The following is a 22,360-nucleotide window of genomic DNA, read 5'->3' on the forward strand; positions in this document are numbered from 1 at the left end:
CCTCATGCCGAGCGGTCGCGCGTGCCGGCCGCGAAAGCCGGCGTGGCACAATGGCCGACCGCGGCGATGCGGGTCGTGAGCGACGGGCACGGCATCGCCACTGCCGCCGCTGGCGCAGGTTCGCGGACCCGGCAGCAGGATGCGACCGCCGTCTCGCGCGCCATCGCCTTTCCCGGGAAACCCGCTTCTTCGCGTTTCCCTTACGTTTTCCTGACTAAGCTGAACCGATTGTTCCGCGGTGAGGAGAGCCAGTGCGTTGCCGTCGTCCCAGTGCTCCCCCTCCGTGGGCGTTTTCCTTTCGTTCCGATTGCATGTCCATGGTTCTTCCTTCCGCGACACCTGATGCTGTTTCCGTTCTGCCGATAGCCGCCGTTTCCGTGCCATTCGACGCGGAGATGGGAGGCGCATGAATTCCCCCGCAACGACTACGCCGGCGTCGCTGGATGCCGGCATCGCCACCTTGCCCGCCGAATCGCCGCTGGCCATGCCCGAGCAATCGCTGCGCCAGGGGCGGCTGCAGCGTCCGCGTCAGGCCACGTCGCCGGCGCACATCGGCTGGCGCCGGTTGTTCGTGTTCGGCAGCACGATCCTGATGACGCTGGTGGCCACCGGCATGATGTGGCGGGTGGTGGCGGTGGACGGCGTCAGCGTGCTGGAAGCCTGCCTGCTGGTGCTGTTCGTGCTGCTGTTCGCGTGGATCGCGTTGTCCTTCGTCGGCTCGCTCGCCGGCTTCTGGGCCATCGTCCGCGAACGCCGCAAGCTGGGCATCGATCCGGATGCGCCGCTGCCGCGGCTGGCCACCCGCACCGCGCTGCTGATGCCGACCTACAACGAGGATCCGCGCCGGTTGATGGCCGGCCTGCAGGCGATCTACGAATCGGTGGCGGCCACCGGCCAGCTGGCGCAGTTCGATTTCTTCATCCTCAGCGATACCACCCGCGAGGCGATCGGCCAGGAGGAAGAGCGCGTCTACGCGCAGCTGTGCCAGCGCACCGGCGGGCAGGGGCGCATCTTCTACCGGCGCCGCGCCGACAACAGCGGTCGCAAGGCCGGCAACATCGCCGACTGGGTACGCCGTTTCGGCGGCGGCTATCCGCAGATGCTGATCCTCGACGCCGACAGCCTGATGACCGGCGATACCATCATCCGCCTGTCCGCGGCGATGGAAGCCAACCCGGACGTGGGCCTGATCCAGTCGCTGCCGGCGGTGGTCAACGGCCATACCCTGTTCGCCCGCATGCAGCAGTTCGGCGGCCGCGTGTACGGGCCGGTCATCGCCCACGGCGTGGCCTGGTGGCACGGCGCCGAGAGCAATTACTGGGGCCACAACGCGGTGATCCGCACCCGCGCCTTCGCCGAGCAGGCGGGGCTGCCGGCGTTGCCGGGGCGCAAGCCGTTCGGCGGGCACGTGCTCAGCCACGATTTCGTCGAGGCGGCGCTGATGCGCCGTGGCGGCTGGGCCACGCACATGGTGCCGTACCTGCAGGGCAGCTACGAGGAAGGCCCGCCGACGCTGACCGACCTGCTGGTGCGCGACCGCCGCTGGTGCCAGGGCAACCTGCAGCACTCCAAGGTGGTCACCGCGCGCGGCCTGCATTGGGTCAGCCGGATGCACATGATGATCGGCATCGGCCACTACTTCACCGCGCCGATGTGGGCGATGCTGATGCTGATCGGCATCGCCATCCCGCTGCAGCAGGACGGCCTCGACCTGGCGCAGGCGCTGCACCTGCCGTTCTCGCCGGCGCACTACTGGCACCGCCAGGACGAGAGCGGCGTGCTGTGGGTGTTCGCGGTGACCATGGCCGTGCTGCTGGCGCCGAAGCTGATGGGCTACCTGGCGATGCTGCTGTCGCCGGCCGAGCGCCGTGGTTGCGGCGGCGCGCTGCGGGCGTTGGTCGGGGTGCTGCTGGAAACCTTGCTCGCGGCGCTGATGGCGCCGATCGTGATGTACCTGCAGTCGCGCGGGGTGGCCGAGGTGCTGGCGGGCAAGGATTCGGGCTGGGACGCCCAGCAGCGCGACGACGGCAGCGTGTCGTGGCCGGCGCTGCTGCGCGGCTATGGCGGTTTGAGCCTGTTCGGGCTGCTCGCCGGCGGCATGGCCTATGCGGTATCGCCGCCGTTGGCGGCATGGATGTCGCCGGTGGTGATCGGCATGGTGCTGGCGGTGCCGGTGGTGGCGCTGACCTCGTCGCGTTCGGCGGGGCAGCGGCTGCGGCGCTGGAATCTGCTCAGCATTCCCGAGGAGCGCTCCCCGCCGCATGTGCTGGTGCGCGCCGCCGAGCTGCGGCGCGTCGCCGCCCGGGAAGCGGCGGACGACCGGTCGAAGTGACGGCGCAGGCATAATGCGGCCTCGTGTCTGGGAGCCGTATCGATGCTGGAAACACTGGAACAGGAAACCGGGGCCGCCCCCGAATGGTCGGTGCTGTGGCTGCATGGCCTGGGCGCCGACGGCCACGATTTCGCGCCGATCGTGCCGGAGCTGGTGCGGCCGCACTGGCCGGCGCTGCGCTTCGTGTTCCCGCACGCGCCGGTACGCCCGGTGACGGTCAACAACGGCGTGCCGATGCGGGCGTGGTACGACATCGTCAGCATGGACTTCCGTTCCCGCGCCGATGCCGGCGGCGTTGCCGACTCGGTGGCGCAGGTGGAAGCGTTGATCGAGCGCGAACAGGCGCGCGGCGTGCCGGCGCAGCGGATCCTGCTGGCCGGCTTCTCCCAGGGCGGTGCCATCACCCTGGCCACCGGCATCGGCCGCGAACAGCCGCTGGCTGGGCTGATCGCGCTGTCCACCTACCTGCCCGATGCCGCCAATGCGGCCGCGACGCTGGCATCGGCGGCCACCGCGCAGCCGGTGTTCATGGCCCACGGCAGCGGCGATCCGGTGATCCCGGTGCAGATCGGCGAGCACAGCGCGCAGTTGTTGCAGGGCCTGGGCTTCGCCCTGGAATGGCACCGTTATCCCATGGCCCACCAGGTCTGTGCCGAGGAGATCCGCGACCTGGGCGACTGGCTGGAACGCCGTTTCGCCGCAGGGTGAAGCGATGAGCGACCCACGCCTGCTCGAACCATGGCTGCCGGACCTGTGCCGGCTGCCGCGGGTGGCGGCAATGCTGGGGCTGGCCGAACTGGCGGTGGTGGTCATCGCCCTGGCGCCGGACGGAAGCCGCGGCTGGGCGCTGGAGGAATTCCTCGCGGCGAGCGGTTTCGCGCTGTGGCTGGCGCTGGCGGTGGCGGTCTCGCTGTGCCTGTCGCGGACGCTGCTGTCGCGCCTGCCGCAGGCGCTGGGCGCGGTGTCGGCGGTGATGCTCGCCGCGTCCATCGCGGTGGTCTGCTCCGGCATCGTGCATGGCCTGTACTCGGTGACCGGGGCGATGCCGGGAGGCGCGCAGCTCACCGGCTTCTGGCGCTTCACCCTGGGCAGCGCGGCGATGGCGGCGCTGATCACGGCGCTGGCGCTGCGCCATTTCTACGTCAGCGACCGCTGGAGCGCGCAGGTGACGGCCAATGCCCAGGCACAGGCCGATGCGCTGCAGGCGCGCATACGGCCGCATTTCCTGTTCAACAGCATGAACCTGATCGCAAGCCTGGTCCGGCGCGACCCGGACGTGGCCGAGCGCGCCGTCCTCGACCTGTCCGACCTGTTCCGTGCCGCGCTGGTGGCCGGCGAGGGCGATTCCAGCCTGCGTGCCGAATGCGAACTGGCCGAGCGCTACCTGGCCATCGAGTCGCTGCGGCTGGGCGGGCGGCTGCAGGTGCGCTGGCTGCGCGAAGAGCCGCTGCCGTGGTCCATGCCGCTGCCGCAGCTGGTATTGCAGCCGCTGGTCGAGAATGCGGTGCTGCACGGGATCTCGCGGCTGCCGCACGGCGGCACGATCGAGCTGGCGCTGCGGTGCGAAGACGGGCAGCTGCGGATATCCGTGCGCAATCCGGCGCCCGAGCCGGGCACCGGCGAACTGCCGTTGAACGCGGGCACCGGACACGCGCAACGCAGCATCGCCCACCGGCTCGCCTACCGTTTCGGGCCGGCGGCGAAGATGACGGGCGGCTGGGCCGACGGCTACTATGACTGCGCAATTTCGTTGCCGTTGAAAGGGGTATCGACTTGAAGGTGGTGATCGCCGACGACGAACCGCTGGCGCGCGAGCGGCTGCGTTCGCTGCTGGCCGAGCACGCCGGGATCGAGGTGGTGGCCGAAGCCGCCAACGGCGCCGAGGCGCTGCACGCCTGTGCCGAACTGCAGCCGGACGTGGTGCTGCTGGACATCGCCATGCCCGGCGTCGACGGGCTGGAGGCGGCGCGCCACCTGGCCGGTTTCGAGCCGCGGCCGGCGGTGGTGTTCTGCACCGCCTACGACGCGCACGCGCTGTCGGCGTTCGAGGCGGCGGCGATCGACTACCTGATGAAGCCGGTGCGGCCGGAGCGGCTGGCGGCGGCGCTGGAGCGTGCCCGCACCTTCGTCGCCGGCCGCGGCAACGCGCAGGCGGCGATGCCGGCGCGTGCGCGCACCCTGCTGTGCGCGCGCCTGCGCGGCAGCCTGCGGCTGATCCCGGTGGAGGACATCCACTACCTGCAGGCCGAGGAGAAGTACGTGGTGGTGCACCACGCCCGCGGCGAGGACCTGATCGAGGAGTCGCTGAAGTCGCTGGAAGAGGAATTCCCCAGCCGCTTCATCCGCATCCACCGCAATTGCCTGGTCGCGCGCCAGCAACTGGTGGAACTGCGCCGCAACGGCGGCGGCCAGGTGCAGGCGGTGTTGCGCGACGGCAAGCAGCCGCTGGAAGTGAGCCGGCGCTGCGTGGCCAACCTGAAGCAGGAGCTGCGCCAGCTGTGATCGCATGGCGCCGTCCGCGATAATGCGGGCATGAATCTTCTGCGCATCGCCACCCGCAAGAGCCCGCTCGCCCTGTGGCAGAGCGAACACGTCGCCGCGCGCCTGCGCCAGGCCCACCCGGGGCTGGAGGTGGCGCTGGTGCCGATGAGCACCCGCGGCGACGAGGTGCTGGACCGCTCGCTGGCGGCCATCGGCGGCAAGGGCCTGTTCCTGAAGGAACTGGAGCTGGCGATGCTGCGCGGCGAGGCCGACTGCGCGGTGCATTCGCTCAAGGACGTGCCGATGGAGCTGGACGAACCGTTCGCCTTGCCGGCGATCCTGGCGCGCGCCGATCCGGCCGACGCGCTGGTGTCCAACCTCTACGCCTCGCTCGATGCGCTGCCGCTCGGCGCGCGGGTGGGTACCTCGTCGCTGCGGCGCCAGGCGCAGTTGCGCGCGCGCCGTCCCGACCTGGAGCTGCTGGATCTGCGCGGCAACGTCAACACGCGCCTGGCCAAGCTCGACAACGGCGGCTACGACGCCATCGTGCTGGCCTGCGCCGGCCTGCAGCGATTGCAGCTGGATGCCCGCATCAGCGCCCGGCTGACGCCGCCGGAGTGGTTGCCGGCGCCGGCGCAGGCGGCGGTGGCGGTGGAATGCCGCGGCGACGACGGCCGCACGATGGCGCTGTTCGCGGCGCTGGACGACGCGCCCACGCGCGGCTGCGTCGAGGCCGAGCGGGCGATGAACCGCGCCCTGCACGGCAGCTGCCACGTGCCGGTGGCCGGCTTCGCGCAGTGGCAGGGCCGGGAGCTGTGGTTGCAGGGGCTGGTGGGCGGCGTGGCCGATGGCCGGCTGGTACGGGCCGAAGCGCGCGGGCCGGGCGCCGATCCGGAAGCGCTGGGGCGGCAGGTGGCCGCGCGGCTGCTGGAAGCCGGCGCCGGCGAGCTGCTGGCGCAGGCATGACCGGGAAGCGGCCGCGACGGCGGCCGTTCCGGCGAGCGGCGATTACTTGAAGGTGTAGACCACGTTCATCGTGGTCAGGGTATCGGTCCTGCGCTTTTCTTCGGCCACGTCGCTGTTGTAGCGGGCCTGCCAGCCGGCCTTCAGCGCGAAGTGCGCGTTCATGTTCACCGCCACGCCGAAATCGTTCTGCGCGAAGGTGTTGTAGGAGCCGGATTCGACCAGCAGCGTGTTGACCAGCTCGGTGTTGTCGGTCATGCCGAACTTGAGGTCGAACAGGCCGCGGCCGATCAGGCCGGTGCGGGTCTCGTCGGTGACCGAGTCGTGGGTGCGGCGGACACCGGGGCCGAGCTGCGCATCGAGGTGCAGCCGTTCGCTGTCGATCAGCCGGGTGCCGTAACCCAGACCGAAGCTGGACTGGCGGTCGTAGGTGGCGAAATCGTCGCTTTCGTGGCGCACCGTGGCGGTCAGCTGCCGGTATTCGCCCAGCTGCAGCGCGCTGCCGGCGCTGGCGGTATAGCGGTTGGCGGTGGTCTGGCGCCGGCGGCTGCTGCTGCCGTCGTCCTGGGTCTGGGTGTATTCGGCGCTGGAGCGCAGGCCGAACAGGTCCATGCTGTGGATCCAGTCGTCGTCGCTGTAGCGCAGCTTGAGCCGGCCGTTGAAGCTTTCGGTGTTGCTGTTGCCGTGGGCCGAGGCGAAACCGAGTTCGCCACCGCTGCCGCTCCAGGGCGAGGACATCGCCGCCGGGTCGGACGCATCGTCGGCCCAGGCCATCGGGGCACACAGCAGCAGCGGCAGGAACAATGAAACACGCAGGGACATCGACAGGCCTCCATGGGCGACGCAGGGGGATGGGAGCGCGGCCGATGATACCGGAAGCCATCGGCCGGCCCGGCCCGGCGGCGGCCCCGGCTTCATTTGCGGTTCGGACGCCGAAGGCGGTGGTGGCGCGGGTTTTTTCCCTGTCGGTGCGGGTGCCTGGAGGCGTGGGGCACGTCGATCCGGCCGTCGCCGGTGCCGGATCCTGAACGGGCGGGCGTCGCCATGGCGGGACGGTGTGGGCCCGATACCTGGGCGTGCTCCGCCCACCGGTGCGTGTCGCCTGGGCCTTCGCTCCGCGCCGCCGCTGGATCGCGGAACGGCCGGGCCGCCGGTGGCGTCCGCCCGGCCCGGCCTGCCGGCAACGCGGCCGAAGGAGACCCCGGGCAGGATGCCGGGCGGAGGCGGAACGCCGCCGGGGCTGGTCCAGGCGCTGGCCGGGACAGCCATTGCGGCCGCGACTCGGACATAATCGGGCAATGGACCGCTACGAACGCATCAATGCCTTGCACCGCCTTCTCAAGTCCGCGCGCTACCCGGTCACGGTGGCGCGGTTGCAGGACGAGCTGGGCTGTTCCCGCGCCACCGTCTACCGCGACCTGGCGTTCCTGCGCGATGCGCTGATGGCGCCGGTGGAGGGCGACGGCGAAGCCGGCTTCCGCTACCAGACCGGCGAGAGCGAGCGCTTCGAACTGCCTGGGTTGTGGCTCAGTTCCGAGGAACTGCACGCGCTGCTGGCCTCCCAGCACCTGCTCTCGCGCACCGGCGGCGGGGTGCTGTCCTCGGTGCTGGCGCCGCTGCAGCAGCGCATCGAGGGGCTGCTCGCCGCGCAGGCCGGGGTGTCGTCGTGGCCGGTGGAACGGGTACGGGTCATCCCGCACCGCGGCCGCAAGCTGGACGAGGCCAGTTTCCGCGCGGTGGCCTCGGCGGTGCTGGAGCGCAAGCAGCTCTCGTTCGAATACCGTGCCCGCTCCACCGACGAGCCGACCCGGCGCACGGTGTCGCCGCAGCGCATCACCCACTACCGCGACAACTGGTACCTGGACGCCTGGGACCATGGCCGCGAGGCGGTGCGCAGCTTCGCCGTGGACCGCATCAACCACGCGCGCCTGCTCGATGCGCCGGCGCGCGACGTGGCCGACGCCGAACTGGACGATCAGCTGGCCGCCAGCTACGGCATCTTCTCCGGCGCGCCCAAGGGCTGGGCGACCATCGTGTTCAGCGCCAAGGCCGCGCGCTGGGTGGCCGACGAGCACTGGCATTCCAAGCAGCAGGGGCGGTTCCTGGCCGACGGCCGCTACGAGCTGAAGGTGCCCTACAGCGTCTCGCGCGAGCTGCTGATGGACGTGCTGCACTACGGCTCGGACGCGGAGATCGTCGAGCCGCCGTCGCTGCGCGAGCAGGCCAAGTCGCTGCTGGCGCTGGCGCTGAGCAACTACGACTGACGGCTACTGTTCCTGCTTTCTTGTAGGAGCGACGTCAGTCGCGACGAGGCTTTCCCGGGAAGGCCCGGTCGCGACTGACGTCGCTCCTACAGCGAGCCGAGGCTGGGGAATCAGCGCTTGTTCGGGACCTCGAATCCCAGCCGGTTGACCTGCTCCGGGTGCTGCGGCACGCGCTTGAGCTTGTCGATGTTGACCCCGTACTCCTCGCGCAGGCGGGTGGCCAGCTGCCGGTACAGCACCGCGTCCATGTCCGGCTCGCGCGCGAAGATCCAGGCCATCTCGCGGCCCGGATAGCCCACCAGCGCCCACGAATAATCCGGCGCCACTTCCAGGATCCGGGTACGGGTCGGCACGATCCGGTAGAACCAGGTGCGCCAGCGGCGGTTGCCGCTTTCCGCGTCGACCGTGGCACGGGCCTCGATCACCTCCCGCGGTTCGCCGAAGCCTTCCCGGTACAGGTAGCGGATGGCCACCTTGTCCTCGTCGCGCAGGGTGTACTCGTTGACGCTGGCCACGTGGCCGCGCTCGATGAAGTTGGGCACCCGGCCGATCACGTACCAGCGGCCCATGAAACGCTGCAGGTCCACCGGGGCGTCTTCGACGGGCGTCTGCGCACGGACCGGTGCCGGCGGCAGGGCGAGGCTCAGCATCAGGACGGCGGCAAGCGAAAGGATCAGGCGCATTACGGGCATCGGTTGGGATGGAGTGTCCGCAGCATGGCGCGGTGCCGGCGACGGAGACGTCAATGGTAGGTCGCAGCCGGTGAGATGGCGACTGTCGATCATCGCCGCCACACCCACCTGCCGGAGATGTCATGAAGACCCCGTACGCTTCCGCTCGTCGTCCCCTGGAAACCGCGTCGCCGGACCCGCGCGTGCTGCGTTGCGTCAGGCAGGTGGCGCTGGCCGGCCTGGCGCTGGTGCTGGTATGGCCGGCCGCGCGCGGCCACAGCGCGTGGCTGGGCTGGTTGCCGCTGTGGCTGCTGGGCATGCCGATGGTGGCGTGGTGGAGCCTGTACCGGTTCCGCCTGCCGCGGGCGTTGCTGGCGGTCCGCCGCGGCCGCAAGCGCCGGCAGGGACCGCAGGCGCGCCGGCGCCGGCTTTCCCCGCGCCGCCGGCTGCCGTCGGCGGCCTGACCTTCGACAGGGGAGGCGACGCCGGGGCGTGTGCTAGCGTTCGCGGTCTATGACTGCCTGGAGCTGCCATGTCACGACTCGCATCCGCCTGCCTGATCGCAGGCCTGATTTCCACCGGCGCCCTGGCCGGAACCGCCATGGCGGCTGAAACCGGCAACGACGCCTACGCCTGGCTGGAGGACGTCGGCGGCGACAAGCCGCTGGAGTGGGTCAAGGCCCAGAACGCCAAGTCCGATGCGCGGCTGGCGCAGACCCCGGCGTTCAAGCAGCTGGAAACCAGCATCCGCGAGGTGCTGGACTCGGACGCCAAGATCCCGGGCGTGCAGAAGATCGGCGACTACTACTACAACTTCTGGAAGGACAAGCAGCACGAGCGCGGCCTGTGGCGTCGCACCACGCTGGACGAGTACCGCAAGGCCGAGCCGAAGTGGGAAACCGTGCTCGACCTGGATGCGCTGAACGAGGCCGAGGGCGAGAACTGGGTGTGGCACGGCGCCGACTGCCTGCGCCCGGACTACGTGCGCTGCCTGATCGCGCTGTCGCGCGGCGGCGCCGACGCCGACGTCACCCGCGAGTTCGACCTGGCCAACAAGACCTGGATCGAGGACGGCTTCTTCCGCCCCGAGTCCAAGGGCGGGCTGAACTGGATCGACCAGGACCACGTCTTCGTCTACACCGATTTCGGCGACGGCTCGATGACCACCTCCGGCTATCCGCGCATCGCCAAGCTGTGGAAGCGCGGCACGCCGATGGAAAGCGCCACGCTGGTCTACGAAGGCCAGCCGGAGGACATGTACATCGCCGCCTTCCACGACGACACCCCGGGCTACGAGCGCAACCTGGTCAGCCGCACGCTGGCCTTCTACAACAACGAGCTGTACCTGCGCGGCGACGACGGCCAGCTGACCCGGATCGATGCGCCGAACTCGGCCGAGAAGGGCCTGCACAAGCAGTGGCTGAGCCTGGAACTGCGCGAGCCGTGGACGGTGGGCGGCAGGACCTACGCCGCCGGTTCGCTGCTGGCGACGAAGCTGGACGACTTCATGACCGGCAAGCGCGAGTTCGAGGTGCTGTTCGCGCCGACCGAGACCACCTCGCTGGCCGGCGCGGTATGGACCAAGTCGCACGTGGTGCTGAACGTGCTCGACGACGTCAAGAACCGCCTGTCGGTGCTGACCCCGGGCGCCAACGGCTGGTGGAAGAGCGAGTTCGTCGGCGCGCCGGCGTTCGGCACCCTCGGCGTCGGCGCGGTCGATGCCGACGACAGCGACGCGGTGTGGCTGACCACCACCGACTACCTGACCCCGACCACGCTGGCCCTGGCGCAGATCGGCCAGCCGCCGGAGACGCTCAAGACCATGCCGGCGTTCTTCGACGCCGAGGGCAAGGTGATCGAGCAGCACTTCGCCACCAGCAAGGACGGTACCCGCGTGCCGTACTTCGTGGTGCACGGCAAGGACATGAAGCTGGACGGCAGCAACCCGACCCTGCTGTACGGCTATGGCGGCTTCGAGATCTCGCTGACCCCGGGCTATTCCGGCGGCATGGGCCGCGCCTGGCTGGAGAAGGGCGGCGTGTACGTGGTCGCCAACATCCGCGGCGGCGGCGAGTACGGCCCGCGCTGGCACCAGGCGGCGCTGAAGCAGAACCGCCACAAGGCCTACGAGGACTTCGCCGCCGTGGCGCAGGACCTGGTCGAGCGCAAGATCACCTCGCCCCGGCACCTGGGCGTGCAGGGCGGCAGCAACGGCGGCCTGTTGACCGGCAACATGCTGACCCAGTACCCGGAACTGTTCGGCGCGGTGGTCGTGCAGGTGCCGCTGCTGGACATGAAGCGCTACAGCCACCTGCTGGCCGGCGCCTCGTGGATGGCCGAATACGGCAACCCGGACACGGCCGACTGGGAGTTCATCCGGACCTTCTCGCCGTACCATCTGTTCGATGCGGACAAGAACTACCCGCCGGTGCTGTTCACCACCTCTACCCGCGACGATCGCGTGCATCCGGGCCATGCCCGCAAGATGGCGGCGAAGATGATCGACGCCGGCAAGGACGTGACCTACTACGAGAACATCGAGGGCGGCCACGGCGGCGCGGCCAACAACGCGCAGGCCGCGCACATGTCGGCACTGGCCTACAGCTTCCTGTGGGAGCAACTGGGCGGGAAGTGACGATCGTGCCGTTCCGGTGCAGTGAAAACGCCACCTCCGGGTGGCGTTTTTTCTTCTTCATGTGCACGTGTAGGAGCGACGTAAGTCGCGACCGGGGCTTTACCGGGGCAGGCCCCGATCGCGACTCACGTCGCTCCTGCAGGGCTATTCCCGCAGGCTTTGCCAGCGCTCCAGCCCGCGCCCGATCCGCGCCACCGCCTCCTGCAGCCTTGCCACGTCCTGCGTATACGCGATGCGCACATGCTGGCCGGCGCGATGGTGGCCGAAGTCCAGCCCCGGGGTGAACGCCACGTGCTCGGTCTCCAGGAAGTACGCGCAGAAGGCCTGCGCATCGTCGGTGAAATCGCTCACGTCGCAGTACAGGTAGAACGCGCCCTGCGGTTCCACCTCGATGCGCAGGCCCAGCTCGCGCAGGGCCGGCAGCAGGTAGTCGCGGCGCCGGTGGAACTGCTCGCGGCGCGCCTCCAGGATCGCCAGCGTTTCCGGCGCGAAGCAGGCCAGCGCGGCGTGCTGGGCGATGCTCGAAGCGCTGATATACAGGTTCTGCGCCAGCTTCTCCAGTTCCGGCACCGCCTGCGGCGGCGCCACCAGCCAGCCCAGGCGCCAGCCGGTCATGCCGAAGTACTTGGAGAAGCTGTTGAGCACGAAGGCGTCGTCGTCCACTTCCAGCACGCTCGGCGCGTCGAAGCCGTAGGTGAGGCCGTGGTAGATCTCGTCCACCACCAGGTGGCCGCCGCGCGTCTTAAGCGCGGCCGACAAGGCCGCCAGCGCGTCGGCCGCCAGCGTGGTGCCGGTGGGGTTGGCCGGCGAGGCCACCAGCGCGCCGACGCTGTCCGCGTTCCAGTGCGCCGCCACCGTGTCCGGGGTGAGCTGGTAGCCGCTGTCGGGGCCGACCGGCACCAGCTGCGCGGCGCCTTCCACCAACCGCAGGAAATGGCGGTTGCACGGATAGCCGGGATCGGCCAGCAACCAGTGCCGGCCCGGGTCCACCAGCAGGCTGCTGGCCAGCAGCAACGCGCCGGAGCCGCCGGGGGTGACCAGGATGCGCTCGGGGTCGATGTCCAGCCGGTAGCGGTCGCGATAGAAGCCGGCGATGGCCTCGCGCAGCGCGGGCAGGCCGCGCGCGGCGGTGTAGCGGGTATGGCCGGCGGCCAGCGCCGCCTGTCCGGCACGGACGATGGGCGCGGCGGTGGTGAAGTCGGGCTCGCCGATCTCCAGGTGGATCACGTCGTGGCCAGCCTGCTCCAGCGCGTTGGCGCGCGCCAGCAGCGACATGACGTGGAACGGGGCGATCTCGCGGCTGCGCCGGCTGTAGCCGGTCGGGATGTCGTGCGGAATGCTCATCGTTGCCATGATAGGCCGGCGCCGCGGCAGGGTGGGCCATGGCAAACTGGCGCATGCAGGACGCCATTGCATTCACCGCCAGGAGCCCGCTCGTGAAACCCACCCTCTGTTTACTGGTTGCCAGCCTGATGACGATTTCCGCCACCGCCACCCCTCTGCCCGTGCCGCCGGATGCGGAAAAGCGTCCGCATGCGGTCACCGCGCCGTTCGGCGCGACCCGCAACGACGACTATTACTGGCTGCGCGACGACAAGCGCGAGGACAAGGCCATGCTGGCCTACCTGGAGGCCGAGAACGCCTATGCCGACGCGGTGATGGCGCCGCTCAAGCCGCTGCAGGACCGGCTGTACGACGAGATCGTCGGCCGCATCAAGCAGGACGACGCCAGTGTCCCGTACCGCGAGCGCGGCTACTGGTACTACACCCGCTTCGAGACCGGCAAGGACTATCCCATCCAGGCCCGGCGCAAGGGCAGCATGGAGGCGCCGGAGGAGATCCTGCTGGACGTCAACGCCATGGCCGAGGGCAAGGGCTACTTCAACGTCGGCGATGCCGAGGTGAGCCAGGACAACCGGCTGCTGGCCTGGGCCGAGGACGACGTCGGCCGCCGCCAGTACACCATCCGCTTCAAGGACCTGGAGACCGGCGAGATCCATCCGGACGCGATCCCGGGCGTCTCGGCCAACGTGGTCTGGGCCGACGACAACCGCACCCTGTTCTACGTCGAGAACGACCCGGAGACCCTGCTCACCGTGCGGGTGAAGAAGCACGTGCTGGGCACGCCGGTCGCCGACGACGTGCTGGTGTACGAGGAGAAGGACGACAGCTTCTACATGGGCATCGGCCGTACCCGCGACGACCGCTTCATCACCATCGGCGTGGAAAGCACGGTGTCCTCGGAACTGCGCTACACCTCCGCCGCCGACCCGGGCGCGTTCGCCGTGCTGGCGCCGCGCGCGCGCGACGTCGAGTACGACGCCGACCACTACGACGGTCGCTGGGTGATCCGCACCAACGCCGACGGCGCCAAGAACTTCAAGCTGGTCACCGCGCCGACCGACGCCACCTCGCGCAGGCAGTGGAAGGACTGGATCGTCCACGACGACAAGGTGCTGGTCGAAGGCTTCGAACTGTTCGCCGGCTTCACCGCGGTGGCCGAGCGTTCCGACGCGCTGGAGCGCATCCGCCTGGTGTTCGCCGATGGCCGCGAGCAGCACGTGCAGGCCGACGAGCCGGCCTATTCGATGGGGCTGTCGGTCAACGCCGAGCCGGACACCGACTGGCTGCGCTACGGCTACACCTCGCTGACCACGCCGGCCACCACCTACGAGCTCAACGTGAAGACCGGCGAGCGCCGCCAGCTCAAGCAGCAGCCGGTGATCGGCTACGACCCGTCGCAGTACGTGACCGAGCGGGTGTGGGTGGACGCGCGCGACGGCGCCAGGGTGCCGGTGTCGCTGGTGTACCGCAAGGACTTCGTCAAGGACGGCCGCGCCGCGCTGTACCAGTACGCCTACGGCAGCTACGGCATGTCGATGGACCCGGGCTTCAACCTGCCGGTGGTGAGCCTGCTCGACCGCGGCGTGGTCTACGCCATCGCCCACATCCGCGGCGGCGAGGAGATGGGCCGTGCGTGGTACGAGGACGGCAAACTGTTGAACAAGCAGAACACCTTCAACGACTTCGTCGACGTCACCCGCGCGCTGGTCGCGCAGGGCTACGCCGCCGCCGACCGGGTCGGTGCGGCCGGCGGCAGCGCCGGCGGCCTGCTGATGGGCGCGGTGGCCAACCAGGCGCCGCAGGACTACCGGGTGATGGTGGCGCAGGTGCCGTTCGTCGACGTGGTCACCACCATGCTCGACGCCAGCATCCCGCTGACCACCAACGAGTACGACGAGTGGGGCAATCCGGAGAAGAAGGAGTTCTACGACTACATGCTGTCGTACTCGCCCTACGACAACGTGAAGCAGCAGGCCTATCCGGCGCTGTTCGTCGGTACCGGCCTGTGGGACTCGCAGGTGCAGTACTGGGAGCCGGCCAAGTGGGTGGCCAGGCTGCGCGACGACAACACCGGCCGCCATCCCATCGTGTTCCGCACCAACATGGAAGCCGGGCACGGCGGCAAGTCGGGCCGTTTCCGCCGCTATCACGAACTGGCCGAATCCTACGCGTTCGTGCTGTCGCAGCTGGGCGTGGCCGACTGACGGCAACGCATCGTCCGCAAGGCAACGACCAGGGGCCGCCTCCGCAAGGAAGGCGGCCCTTCTTGCTTGTAGGGAAATTCCTATCGCACCGCGGGGCTTTTCCCGGGTGCGGGCGGCATGCCGTGTTCAGGATAATGCGCTGGCACTGGAACAGTGCATCTTGCGCTGGCGCCGCCTTCATGGAAGGACGGTGATCGCTGCATCGATCCTGTCGCTCAAGGAGTGAGCATTTGACCGTCGTCCCCCGCAATCAACAGTGCCCAGCGCACCTGCATCGGCCTGTCACGGGCCACCTTCGCATCAAACCCACGTGCCGCGTCGTCGCTTCCCCCGGAGCGGCGTCGGTGCGTTCCCCTGTGCGCAATCAAACGAGGAATACATGAATCGGATCTACCGTCTGGTGTTCAACCGGAAGCTCAATGTGATGCAGGTGGCGTCGGAACTGGCATGCGGTCATGCCAGCGGCGCCACCGGGCGGCCCGCGACATTCCGTCCCACGGTACTGGGCAGCGCCATCGCGATATTGCTGGGCATCGGCGTGGCTCCGGAAGCGTTCGCCGTCGATACGGTGCTGGAGGGCAACCACGTCGAGGAGGACACGGTGGTCTACAACGACGACCTGATCATCGGCCAGAACAACGACGGCAGCCTGGTGATCCGTGGAAACGGCAACGTGACCGCCTCCAGCGTCGACAACAGGACCTCGCTGGGTTACAACGCGGGCGTGACCGGCAGGCTGTCGGTGGAAGGGGCCGACGCCCGCTTGTTGATCACCGGGTTGTTCGCCGTGGGCCGCGGCGGCAATGGCGAGCTCTCCGTCACCGATGGTGCCCAGGCGCGCGTGGACGATGCGATCCGTGTCGGCCAGCTCGCCGGCAGCAGCGGCAAGGTGCTGGTGAGCGGCGTGGGCAGTCACCTCTCCTCGCGCTGGTTGGATGTCGGTACCAACGGTACCGGTGAACTGACGATCATCGACGGTGGCGTGGTGGACGTGGAGTCCGCGTCGTCGGCCAATCTCCCGGATGTCTATATCGGCCATCGCGGCAAAGGCACGCTGACGATCGACGGTGCCGGTTCGGCGCTGAACGTGAATTCGCGCGGGATGTCGATCGGCAACAACGCGCAGGGCGATGCGACGCTGAGCAACGGTGCGTCGCTGACCGTCGCCCGCTACCTGGCGGTAGGGGTGGACAGTGGCGGCAGGGGAACCCTGGACGTTTCCGGAGGCAGCAGCGTCGCCGCCGGCAGCATGACCATCGGCCAGGGTCTGTCCGACGGCGGCACGGTCGTTTTCCGCGGCGCCAGCACCGGCGACATTGCCGGGGAGCTGACGCTGTCCAGCAGCCAGGAAGGCGAACTTTCGATCATCGAGGGCTCGAAGGTGACGGCGGGGTCGCTGGTGATGGATGCCTTCGGCGGCAACATTGCGCGCGAGAAGACCGGCAAGCTGGTGGTGGACGCATCCCGGCTGGATGTGACGGGACTGCTGAGCGTCACCGGAAAGACCTCGTTCATCAATGGTGCCACGATCGACAGCGGCAGCGCCGAAGTCCGCGACAGCGGGGAGAAGGCCATCCATGCGCTGACCATCGACGGGCCGGCGACGCGCTGGACCAACAGTGGCCTGTTGAGTGTCCGTTCCGGGATGAACATCACCGGCGGGGCAGTGGTGACCACGGACACGGCCAGGATCTGGGACAGCAGCAACTACTTCCGGCTTCCCGAAGCCAGTGGCAGGATCGAGGCGCTGGAGGTCAGCGGCGCCGGCTCCAGGCTCGTCGTGCTCAACGGCCTCCAGTTCTCGAGCAGTTCGACCGCCACGAGGGGAGGGCAACTGGTTGTCTCCGCGGGCGGCGAAGTCGATACCGGTGCCGCGGACATCGATGCCGGCCCGTCGTCGCTGTTGGTGATCGGGGCCGGCTGGGGGACTGGGGAGTTCGCCCAGGCGAAGTCCGCGGGCACGCTGACCGGCACCGGTACGATCCATCTGGATGACGGAGCGGAAGTGGTCTTCAACCATACCGAAGACGGATACCGCTTCGACCGCACGCTTGCCTCCAACGGCGAACGTCTCAACGAGGCCAATGGCGGCATCCGCAACATCGCCGGAACCACGGTGCTCGGTGGCGACCTCGGCGGATTCGGCGGCGACATCCGGGTCTCCGGCGGCAAGCTGATCCTGGACTCGGACACGTTCACCTACGGCAATACCGATCGTGACGGCCCGAACACCAGCTGGGAGTGGCAGAAGGTGTGGGTGACCGGAGGCGAGCTGGAGATCAATGGCAAGGCGGGGGTGCTGTACGCCGACACCGGCAAGCAGTCCAGCTATACCGAACGTTCCTCCCTGGTGGCGGTCGCGACCGGCGGTGTCCTGAGCGGGACCGGACGCAGCGGATCGGTGGAAGTGCTCGACGGCGGCATCATCTCGCCGGGTGGAAGCCAGATCGGCACCTATTCCATCGACGGTTACCTGAGCATCAATGGAACGTCCAACATGTCGGGCTATCCGCGGGACGTGGGCACGGGTTACGGCAAGTCGTTCTACGACGTCGACATCGCCGGCGATGGCCGCTCCGACCTGCTGAAGGTCAGCGGCCCGGTCAACATCGGTTCTTCGGTCTGGAAGGATGAGACCGGCGTGCGCGTCACCGCGCTGGATCCGCAGACCAGTTACCAGGATGGCAAGACCTACGTGATCATCGACGCCGCCGGTGGCGTCAATGGCACCTTCACCGACGTCACCACGAAGTCCGCCTTCCTGACGCCGACATTGAGCTACACGGCGAATACGGTGGTGCTGGGCATCGCGGTCGCATCGACCAATCCGGGTCCAAACCCCGATCCGGACCCGGACCCGGGCACCAATCCCAATCCCAACCCCAACCCGGGTACCGATCCGGATCCGGGCACGGCCAACCCGCCGCCGGTGTTCGGCGCGGCCGCACTCACCGGCAACCAGGTGGCCACGGCCGCGGCGCTGGATACCCTGGTGCAGAGCGGAGAAGCGCTGGCGCTGTACAACAACCTGCTGATGCACAGCGCCGACGAGGCGCGGCTGGCATTCGATGCCCTGTCGGGCGACAGCCACCCCAACACCCGGGCGCTGCTGCTGCAGGACCGTTTCCTGCCGGACGCGATCGATCGCACCCTGCGCAGCGGCGAGGGCGATGATGCCGCCGGCGGCGTGACCGCCTGGGTTTCCACTGGTGGTGGCCACGCGACGCTGGATTCCGACGGCAACGCCGCCGAGGCCCGTTCCAGCGGGTTCGGTGCAGCCGCCGGCGTGGACTGGCAGCTGGGAGAAGCATGGCGACTGGGCGCCGCCATCGGCTACCAGGACGCGACGCTCTCCACCCGCGCCCGCTCGGCCGAGACCGACATGGATGGCCGCTACGCCGGTGTGTACTTCGACGGCGCATTCGGCAACGCATATGTCCGCGGCGGCGGCGTATACGCCGACTACGACCTGGATACGCGCCGTGCCGTCTACACCGCCAATGCACCGCTGCAGCATGTGGCCGGCGATACATCGGCGACCGCGGTGACGTTCTTCGCCGAAGCGGGCCTGGACGTGGAATTCGATGGCTGGCGCCTGAGTCCGTACCTCAACCTGGCGCACACCCGCCTGGAAAGCGATGCGTTCTCGGAAATGGGCGGATCGGCGGCGCTGGCGGTGGATGCACAGAAGGACGAGTGGTGGTCGGCGACGCTCGGCGCCCGAGCCACCTGGGAGATCGCCGATGACGCCGAGCTTTCGCTGGGGTTGGGCTGGCAGCACGCCGGCGGAGACGAGACGCTGTACAGCCGCCATCGCCTGCTGGCCGGCAGCAACGACTTCGTGGTGCAGGGTGTACCGCTGGCGCGCAACGTCGGCCTGGCCGAAGTCGGGGTGGTCGTGAACGCGTCCGAGCGCAGCCGCCTGCGGTTCGGTGCGCACGTCCGTTCCGGTGATGGGCTCAGCGACATCGGCGGCCACGTGGACTGGCAGTTCCGGTTCTGATGGCAAGGCGGCCGGTCACCGCGGGTGACCGGCCGCCTCTGGTGGTTCTTCGCGCCGATGGCGGTGCCGGGTATCCTTGACCGATGCCGCCCGATGCCCCGCAACGCGATCACGCCCCCTCCGGCCCGCCGCGCGCGCGCCTGCGCTGGGCGTGGTGGCTGCTGGCCTACGTGAGCCTGGGCATCGGCATCGTCGGCATCTTCGTGCCGGGCTTGCCGACCACGGTGTTCGTGCTGATATCGGCCTGGGCGGCTTCGCACGGGTCCGAACGCTTGCACAACTGGCTGCTGCGGCATCCGCAGTTCGGTCCGGTGATCCGCGACTGGCGCGCCCATGGCGCGGTGAGCCGCCGCGCCAAATGGATGGCGACGGCGATGATGACCGTGTGTGCGCTGATCATGCTCTGGTGCGTGCCGCTGGCCTGGGTGAAATGGCTGTCGATCGGCTGCATGGCCGTGGTCGCGCTGTGGCTGTGGGCGCGTCCGCTGCCGCCGTCCGCCGACTGAATCCGGCACCGCGCATGGCAGCGGAATTCATGCGGCAATGGCTATACTCGGGCGCATGAAGATGAAGTCCCGTTCCGTGTTTTTCCTGTTGCCGGCGGCCGCTGCGCTGCTGGTCCTGAGCGCCTGCGGCAACAAGGGGCCGCTGGTGATGCCGCAGAAGCCGGTGCCGATCGAGGAGCAGCCGGCGGAGCCGGCGACCGATGCCGCCACGGACGATGTGCAGGATGCTGACGACGCGGCGGTCCCCGCCGAAGACGACGGGGATGAATAGTCCCGGCCACGGCCGCCTGCGTTTCAGCAAGATGCATGGTGCCGGCAACGATTTCGTGGTGCTGGACCTGCGTGATGGCACCCCGCCGCCGGATCCACGGCTGGCCGCACGGCTGGCCGACCGGCACATGGGCGTGGGCTGCGACCAGATACTGACCATCGAGCCGGCGCGTGCGCCGCAGTCGGTGGCTTCCTACCGGATCTGGAATGCGGACGGTTCCGGCTCGCAGCAATGCGGCAACGGCGCGCGCTGCGTGGCGGCATGGCTGGTCCGCGACGGCACGGCGCAGGGCGACGAGTTCCATATCGACAGCCCTGGCGACAGCCACCGCGTCGAACGCCTGGGGCCGGACCATTACGCGGTGGCGATGGGCCTGCCGCAGTTCGATCCGCTGCAGATCCCGCTGGCCGGTTTCCCGCGCGCGCGCGAGGAATACGTGCTGCCGCTGCAGGGCGAGAGCGTGCGCTTCGGCGCCGTGTCGATGGGCAACCCGCACGCGGTGCTGGAAGTCGGCCTGATCGACGCCGCGCCGCTGGAGCGGGTCGGCCCGCTGCTGCAGCAGCACGCTTCGTTCCCGGAGTCGGTGAATGTCGGCTTCGTCCAGGTCGTCGACCGCGGCCACGCGCGCCTGCGCGTCTACGAACGCGGCGTGGGCGAAACCCTGGCCTGCGGCAGCGGTGCCTGCGCCGCGGCCGTGGTACTGATGCAGCGTGGCCGGCTGGGCCGCGACGCGATGATGTCGCTGCCCGGTGGCGACCTGCGCATCCGCTGGCCGGCCGACGATGCCCAGGTCGTCATGTCCGGGCCGGCAGCATTCGTATTCGATGGGGAGTGGAACGGATGAGCGATACCCAGGAACAGATCGGCGCCCACGAGGTTGCAGCCTGGCTGCGGCGGCACCCGACCTTCCTCAAGCAGTTCCCGGATCTGGCACTGACCCTGGTGGTGCCGCGCGACGATGGCCCGACCGCATCGCTGGCCAGCTACCAGCTGGAAGTGCTGCGCGACAAGAACCGCGAGCTGTCGCGGCGGCTGAGCGAGCTGGCCGGCAATGCCCAGGTCAACGAACGCCTGGCGGTGCGCACCCACCAGCTCACCCTGGCGCTGATGCGGCAGACCAGCGCCGGCGACACGCTGCGCGCGATGGTGGCTTCGCTGGAAGAGGATTTCGCCGGCGACCTGGTCCGCATCGTGCTGCTGCAGCCGCAACCGGGCCTGGAACAGGCGCCATGGCTGCAGGCCATCGCCGAGGGCGACGCGCAGCTGGCGCCGTTCCAGGATTGCCTGAAGGACGGCGAGCCGATCTGCGGCCGCCTGCAGCCGGAAAAGAACGCCGTGCTGTATCGCGACCGCGAAGGCGAAGTGCAGTCCACCGCGTTGCTGCCGCTGCCGGGCGTGGGCCTGATCGCGGTCGGCAGCCACGACCCCAATCGATTCTACCCCGGCATGGGCACGCTGTTCCTGCGCATGATGGGCGAGTCGCTGGTGGTGGCGCTCAAGCGCTACGGCTAACCGGCATTCCCTGTAGGAGCGACGTATGTCGTGACGTGGTTTTCCCGTTGAACCCCTGCACGCGGGGAGTCGTCGGGAGCCTGCGCAATAGCCTGTTCGCGAGCGATGGCCCGAGGCCACCCGGCGTCGCTCCTACGAAGAACGCAGGCACAAGCGAAACGCGGATACCGAGGCATTCGACGCGCGATGATCGAGGACTTCCTTTCCTACCTGCAGGTCGAGCGGCGGATGTCGGCGCATACGCTCGATGCCTACCGCCGCGACCTGGCGGCGCTGGCCGCCTGGGTCGGCGAGGACGTCGCCGTCGCGACGCTGGACGCGGACCGGCTGCGGCAGTTCATCGCGGCCGAACATCGCCGCGGGCTGTCGGCCAAGAGCCTGCAGCGGCGGCTGTCGGCCTGCCGCAGCTTCTACCAGTGGTTGTTGAAGAACGGCCGCATCGCCAGCAACCCTGCCGCCGGCCTGCGCGCGCCGCGGGCGCCGCGCAAGCTGCCGCAGGTGCTGGATGCGGACGAGGCGGTGCAGCTGGTGGAACTGCCCACCGACGCACCGTTGGGGCTGCGCGACCGCGCGCTGCTGGAACTGTTCTATTCCTCCGGCTTGCGCCTGAGCGAGCTGTGCGCGCTGCGCTGGTGCGACCTGGATTTCGCAGCCGGCGTCGTCACCGTGCTCGGCAAGGGCGGCAAGCAGCGCCAGGTGCCGGTCGGCTCGCATGCGCGCAAGGCGCTGCAGGAGTGGCAGGCCGACAGCGGCGCGGGGGGGCCATCGCCAGTGTTCCCCGGCCGCGGCGGGCGTCCGATCGGCCAGCGCGCCGTGCAGATCCGCATCAAGCAGCTGGCGCAGCGGCAGGGCCTGTTCAAGCACGTGCACCCGCACATGCTGCGGCACAGCTTCGCCAGCCACATCCTGGAATCGTCCGGCGACCTGCGCGGGGTGCAGGAACTGCTGGGCCATGCCGACATCGCCACCACCCAGATCTACACCCATCTGGATTTCCAGCACCTGGCCAAGGTCTACGACGCGACGCACCCGCGTGCGCGCCGGGTCAAGAAGGACTAGGTGTGTAAACCCAGGACGTTGTTCAGCGGGAGCTGGAGGCGGCTGATGGGTGGCTGGTAGCCGAGGCTGGCATGAGGTCTGTGCCAGTTGTACTGGTGCAGCCAGCGCGGGAGTG

General features: G+C 69.3%; 18 protein-coding genes and 1 pseudogene. 15 read left to right on the top strand and 4 right to left on the bottom strand.

Features of this window, described 5'->3' with window-relative positions; translation table 11 throughout:
- Window positions 1–406 precede the first annotated feature (406 nt).
- From mdoH to hemC, 5 genes are read left to right on the top strand one after another with little or no spacing between them, the layout of a single operon-like run.
- On the top strand, window positions 407–2,332 hold the full coding sequence (gene mdoH, locus OK345_RS17075) for a glucans biosynthesis glucosyltransferase MdoH (protein ID WP_265129209.1): 1,926 nt from the start codon (window positions 407–409) through the stop codon (window positions 2,330–2,332).
- Window positions 2,333–2,374: 42 nt separating this feature from the next.
- A complete protein-coding gene (locus OK345_RS17080) occupies window positions 2,375–3,040 on the top strand; it encodes an alpha/beta hydrolase (RefSeq protein ID WP_265129210.1) in 666 nt (221 codons plus the stop codon).
- 4 nt (window positions 3,041–3,044) lie between these two features.
- Complete coding sequence (locus tag OK345_RS17085) at window positions 3,045–4,109, top strand: sensor histidine kinase (protein ID WP_265129211.1); 1,065 nt, start codon at window positions 3,045–3,047, stop codon at window positions 4,107–4,109.
- Window positions 4,106–4,834, top strand: coding sequence for a LytR/AlgR family response regulator transcription factor (locus OK345_RS17090; RefSeq protein ID WP_265129212.1), 729 nt, complete (start codon window positions 4,106–4,108; stop codon window positions 4,832–4,834). Before OK345_RS17085 ends, OK345_RS17090 begins: the two co-directional genes overlap by 4 nt.
- A 30-nt stretch (window positions 4,835–4,864) precedes the next feature.
- Window positions 4,865–5,779, top strand: coding sequence for a hydroxymethylbilane synthase (gene hemC / locus OK345_RS17095; RefSeq protein WP_265129213.1), 915 nt, complete (start codon window positions 4,865–4,867; stop codon window positions 5,777–5,779).
- A gap of 42 nt (window positions 5,780–5,821) precedes the next feature.
- On the opposite strand, the gene OK345_RS17100 is transcribed toward hemC, so the two are convergent.
- Window positions 5,822–6,598 (bottom strand): DUF481 domain-containing protein, encoded by a 777-nt coding sequence (locus OK345_RS17100; protein WP_265155187.1) that lies wholly within the window; start codon window positions 6,596–6,598, stop codon window positions 5,822–5,824.
- 476 nt (window positions 6,599–7,074) lie between these two features.
- Between OK345_RS17100 and OK345_RS17105 the strand changes: the two genes are divergently transcribed.
- Window positions 7,075–8,040, top strand: coding sequence for a helix-turn-helix transcriptional regulator (locus OK345_RS17105; RefSeq protein WP_265129214.1), 966 nt, complete (start codon window positions 7,075–7,077; stop codon window positions 8,038–8,040).
- A 110-nt stretch (window positions 8,041–8,150) separates the two neighbouring features.
- Here the strand turns inward: OK345_RS17105 and OK345_RS17110 are convergent, their stop codons facing one another.
- The gene (locus OK345_RS17110) at window positions 8,151–8,723 is read right to left on the bottom strand and encodes a lipocalin family protein (protein ID WP_265129215.1); all 573 of its coding nucleotides are present in this window, start codon (window positions 8,721–8,723) and stop codon (window positions 8,151–8,153) included.
- A gap of 131 nt (window positions 8,724–8,854) precedes the next feature.
- Between OK345_RS17110 and OK345_RS17115 the strand changes: the two genes are divergently transcribed.
- Together OK345_RS17115 and OK345_RS17120 are read left to right on the top strand one after the other, a co-directional pair.
- Window positions 8,855–9,175 carry a hypothetical protein gene (locus OK345_RS17115; protein ID WP_265129216.1) on the top strand — a complete coding sequence of 107 codons (321 nt, stop codon included), beginning with the start codon at window positions 8,855–8,857 and terminating at the stop codon, window positions 9,173–9,175.
- Between the two features lie 68 nt (window positions 9,176–9,243).
- Window positions 9,244–11,346 carry a prolyl oligopeptidase family serine peptidase gene (locus OK345_RS17120; protein WP_265129217.1) on the top strand — a complete coding sequence of 701 codons (2,103 nt, stop codon included), beginning with the start codon at window positions 9,244–9,246 and terminating at the stop codon, window positions 11,344–11,346.
- Window positions 11,347–11,490: 144 nt separating this feature from the next.
- Here the strand turns inward: OK345_RS17120 and OK345_RS17125 are convergent, their stop codons facing one another.
- Window positions 11,491–12,699 carry a pyridoxal phosphate-dependent aminotransferase gene (locus tag OK345_RS17125; RefSeq protein WP_265129218.1) on the bottom strand — a complete coding sequence of 403 codons (1,209 nt, stop codon included), beginning with the start codon at window positions 12,697–12,699 and terminating at the stop codon, window positions 11,491–11,493.
- 83 nt (window positions 12,700–12,782) lie between these two features.
- Between OK345_RS17125 and OK345_RS17130 the strand changes: the two genes are divergently transcribed.
- From OK345_RS17130 to xerC, 7 genes are all read left to right on the top strand, one after another.
- The gene (locus OK345_RS17130) at window positions 12,783–14,894 is read left to right on the top strand and encodes a S9 family peptidase (RefSeq protein WP_265129219.1); all 2,112 of its coding nucleotides are present in this window, start codon (window positions 12,783–12,785) and stop codon (window positions 14,892–14,894) included.
- 379 nt (window positions 14,895–15,273) lie between these two features.
- Window positions 15,274–18,897 carry an autotransporter outer membrane beta-barrel domain-containing protein gene (locus OK345_RS17135; RefSeq protein ID WP_265129220.1) on the top strand — a complete coding sequence of 1,208 codons (3,624 nt, stop codon included), beginning with the start codon at window positions 15,274–15,276 and terminating at the stop codon, window positions 18,895–18,897.
- Between the two features lie 83 nt (window positions 18,898–18,980).
- A complete protein-coding gene (locus tag OK345_RS17140) occupies window positions 18,981–19,403 on the top strand; it encodes a YbaN family protein (RefSeq protein WP_265129221.1) in 423 nt (140 codons plus the stop codon).
- A 55-nt stretch (window positions 19,404–19,458) separates the two neighbouring features.
- Window positions 19,459–19,674 (top strand): LPS translocon maturation chaperone LptM, encoded by a 216-nt coding sequence (gene lptM / locus OK345_RS17145; RefSeq protein ID WP_265129222.1) that lies wholly within the window; start codon window positions 19,459–19,461, stop codon window positions 19,672–19,674.
- The gene (gene dapF, locus OK345_RS17150) at window positions 19,667–20,518 is read left to right on the top strand and encodes a diaminopimelate epimerase (protein WP_265129223.1); all 852 of its coding nucleotides are present in this window, start codon (window positions 19,667–19,669) and stop codon (window positions 20,516–20,518) included. The genes lptM and dapF overlap by 8 nt, the downstream gene beginning before the upstream one ends.
- A complete protein-coding gene (locus tag OK345_RS17155) occupies window positions 20,515–21,186 on the top strand; it encodes a DUF484 family protein (protein WP_265129224.1) in 672 nt (223 codons plus the stop codon). Before dapF ends, OK345_RS17155 begins: the two co-directional genes overlap by 4 nt.
- 186 nt (window positions 21,187–21,372) lie before the next feature.
- Window positions 21,373–22,245, top strand: a complete 873-nt coding sequence (gene xerC / locus OK345_RS17160) for a tyrosine recombinase XerC (protein ID WP_265129225.1) — start codon at window positions 21,373–21,375, stop codon at window positions 22,243–22,245.
- On the opposite strand, the pseudogene OK345_RS17165 reads toward xerC, so the two are convergent.
- Window positions 22,242–22,360: pseudogene (locus OK345_RS17165) on the bottom strand (integrase core domain-containing protein); the annotation flags it as partial. The gene xerC and the pseudogene OK345_RS17165 overlap by 4 nt on opposite strands.

It is taken from the genome of Xanthomonas chitinilytica (assembly GCF_026107455.2).
Lineage (GTDB): Bacteria > Pseudomonadota > Gammaproteobacteria > Xanthomonadales > Xanthomonadaceae > Stenotrophomonas > Stenotrophomonas chitinilytica.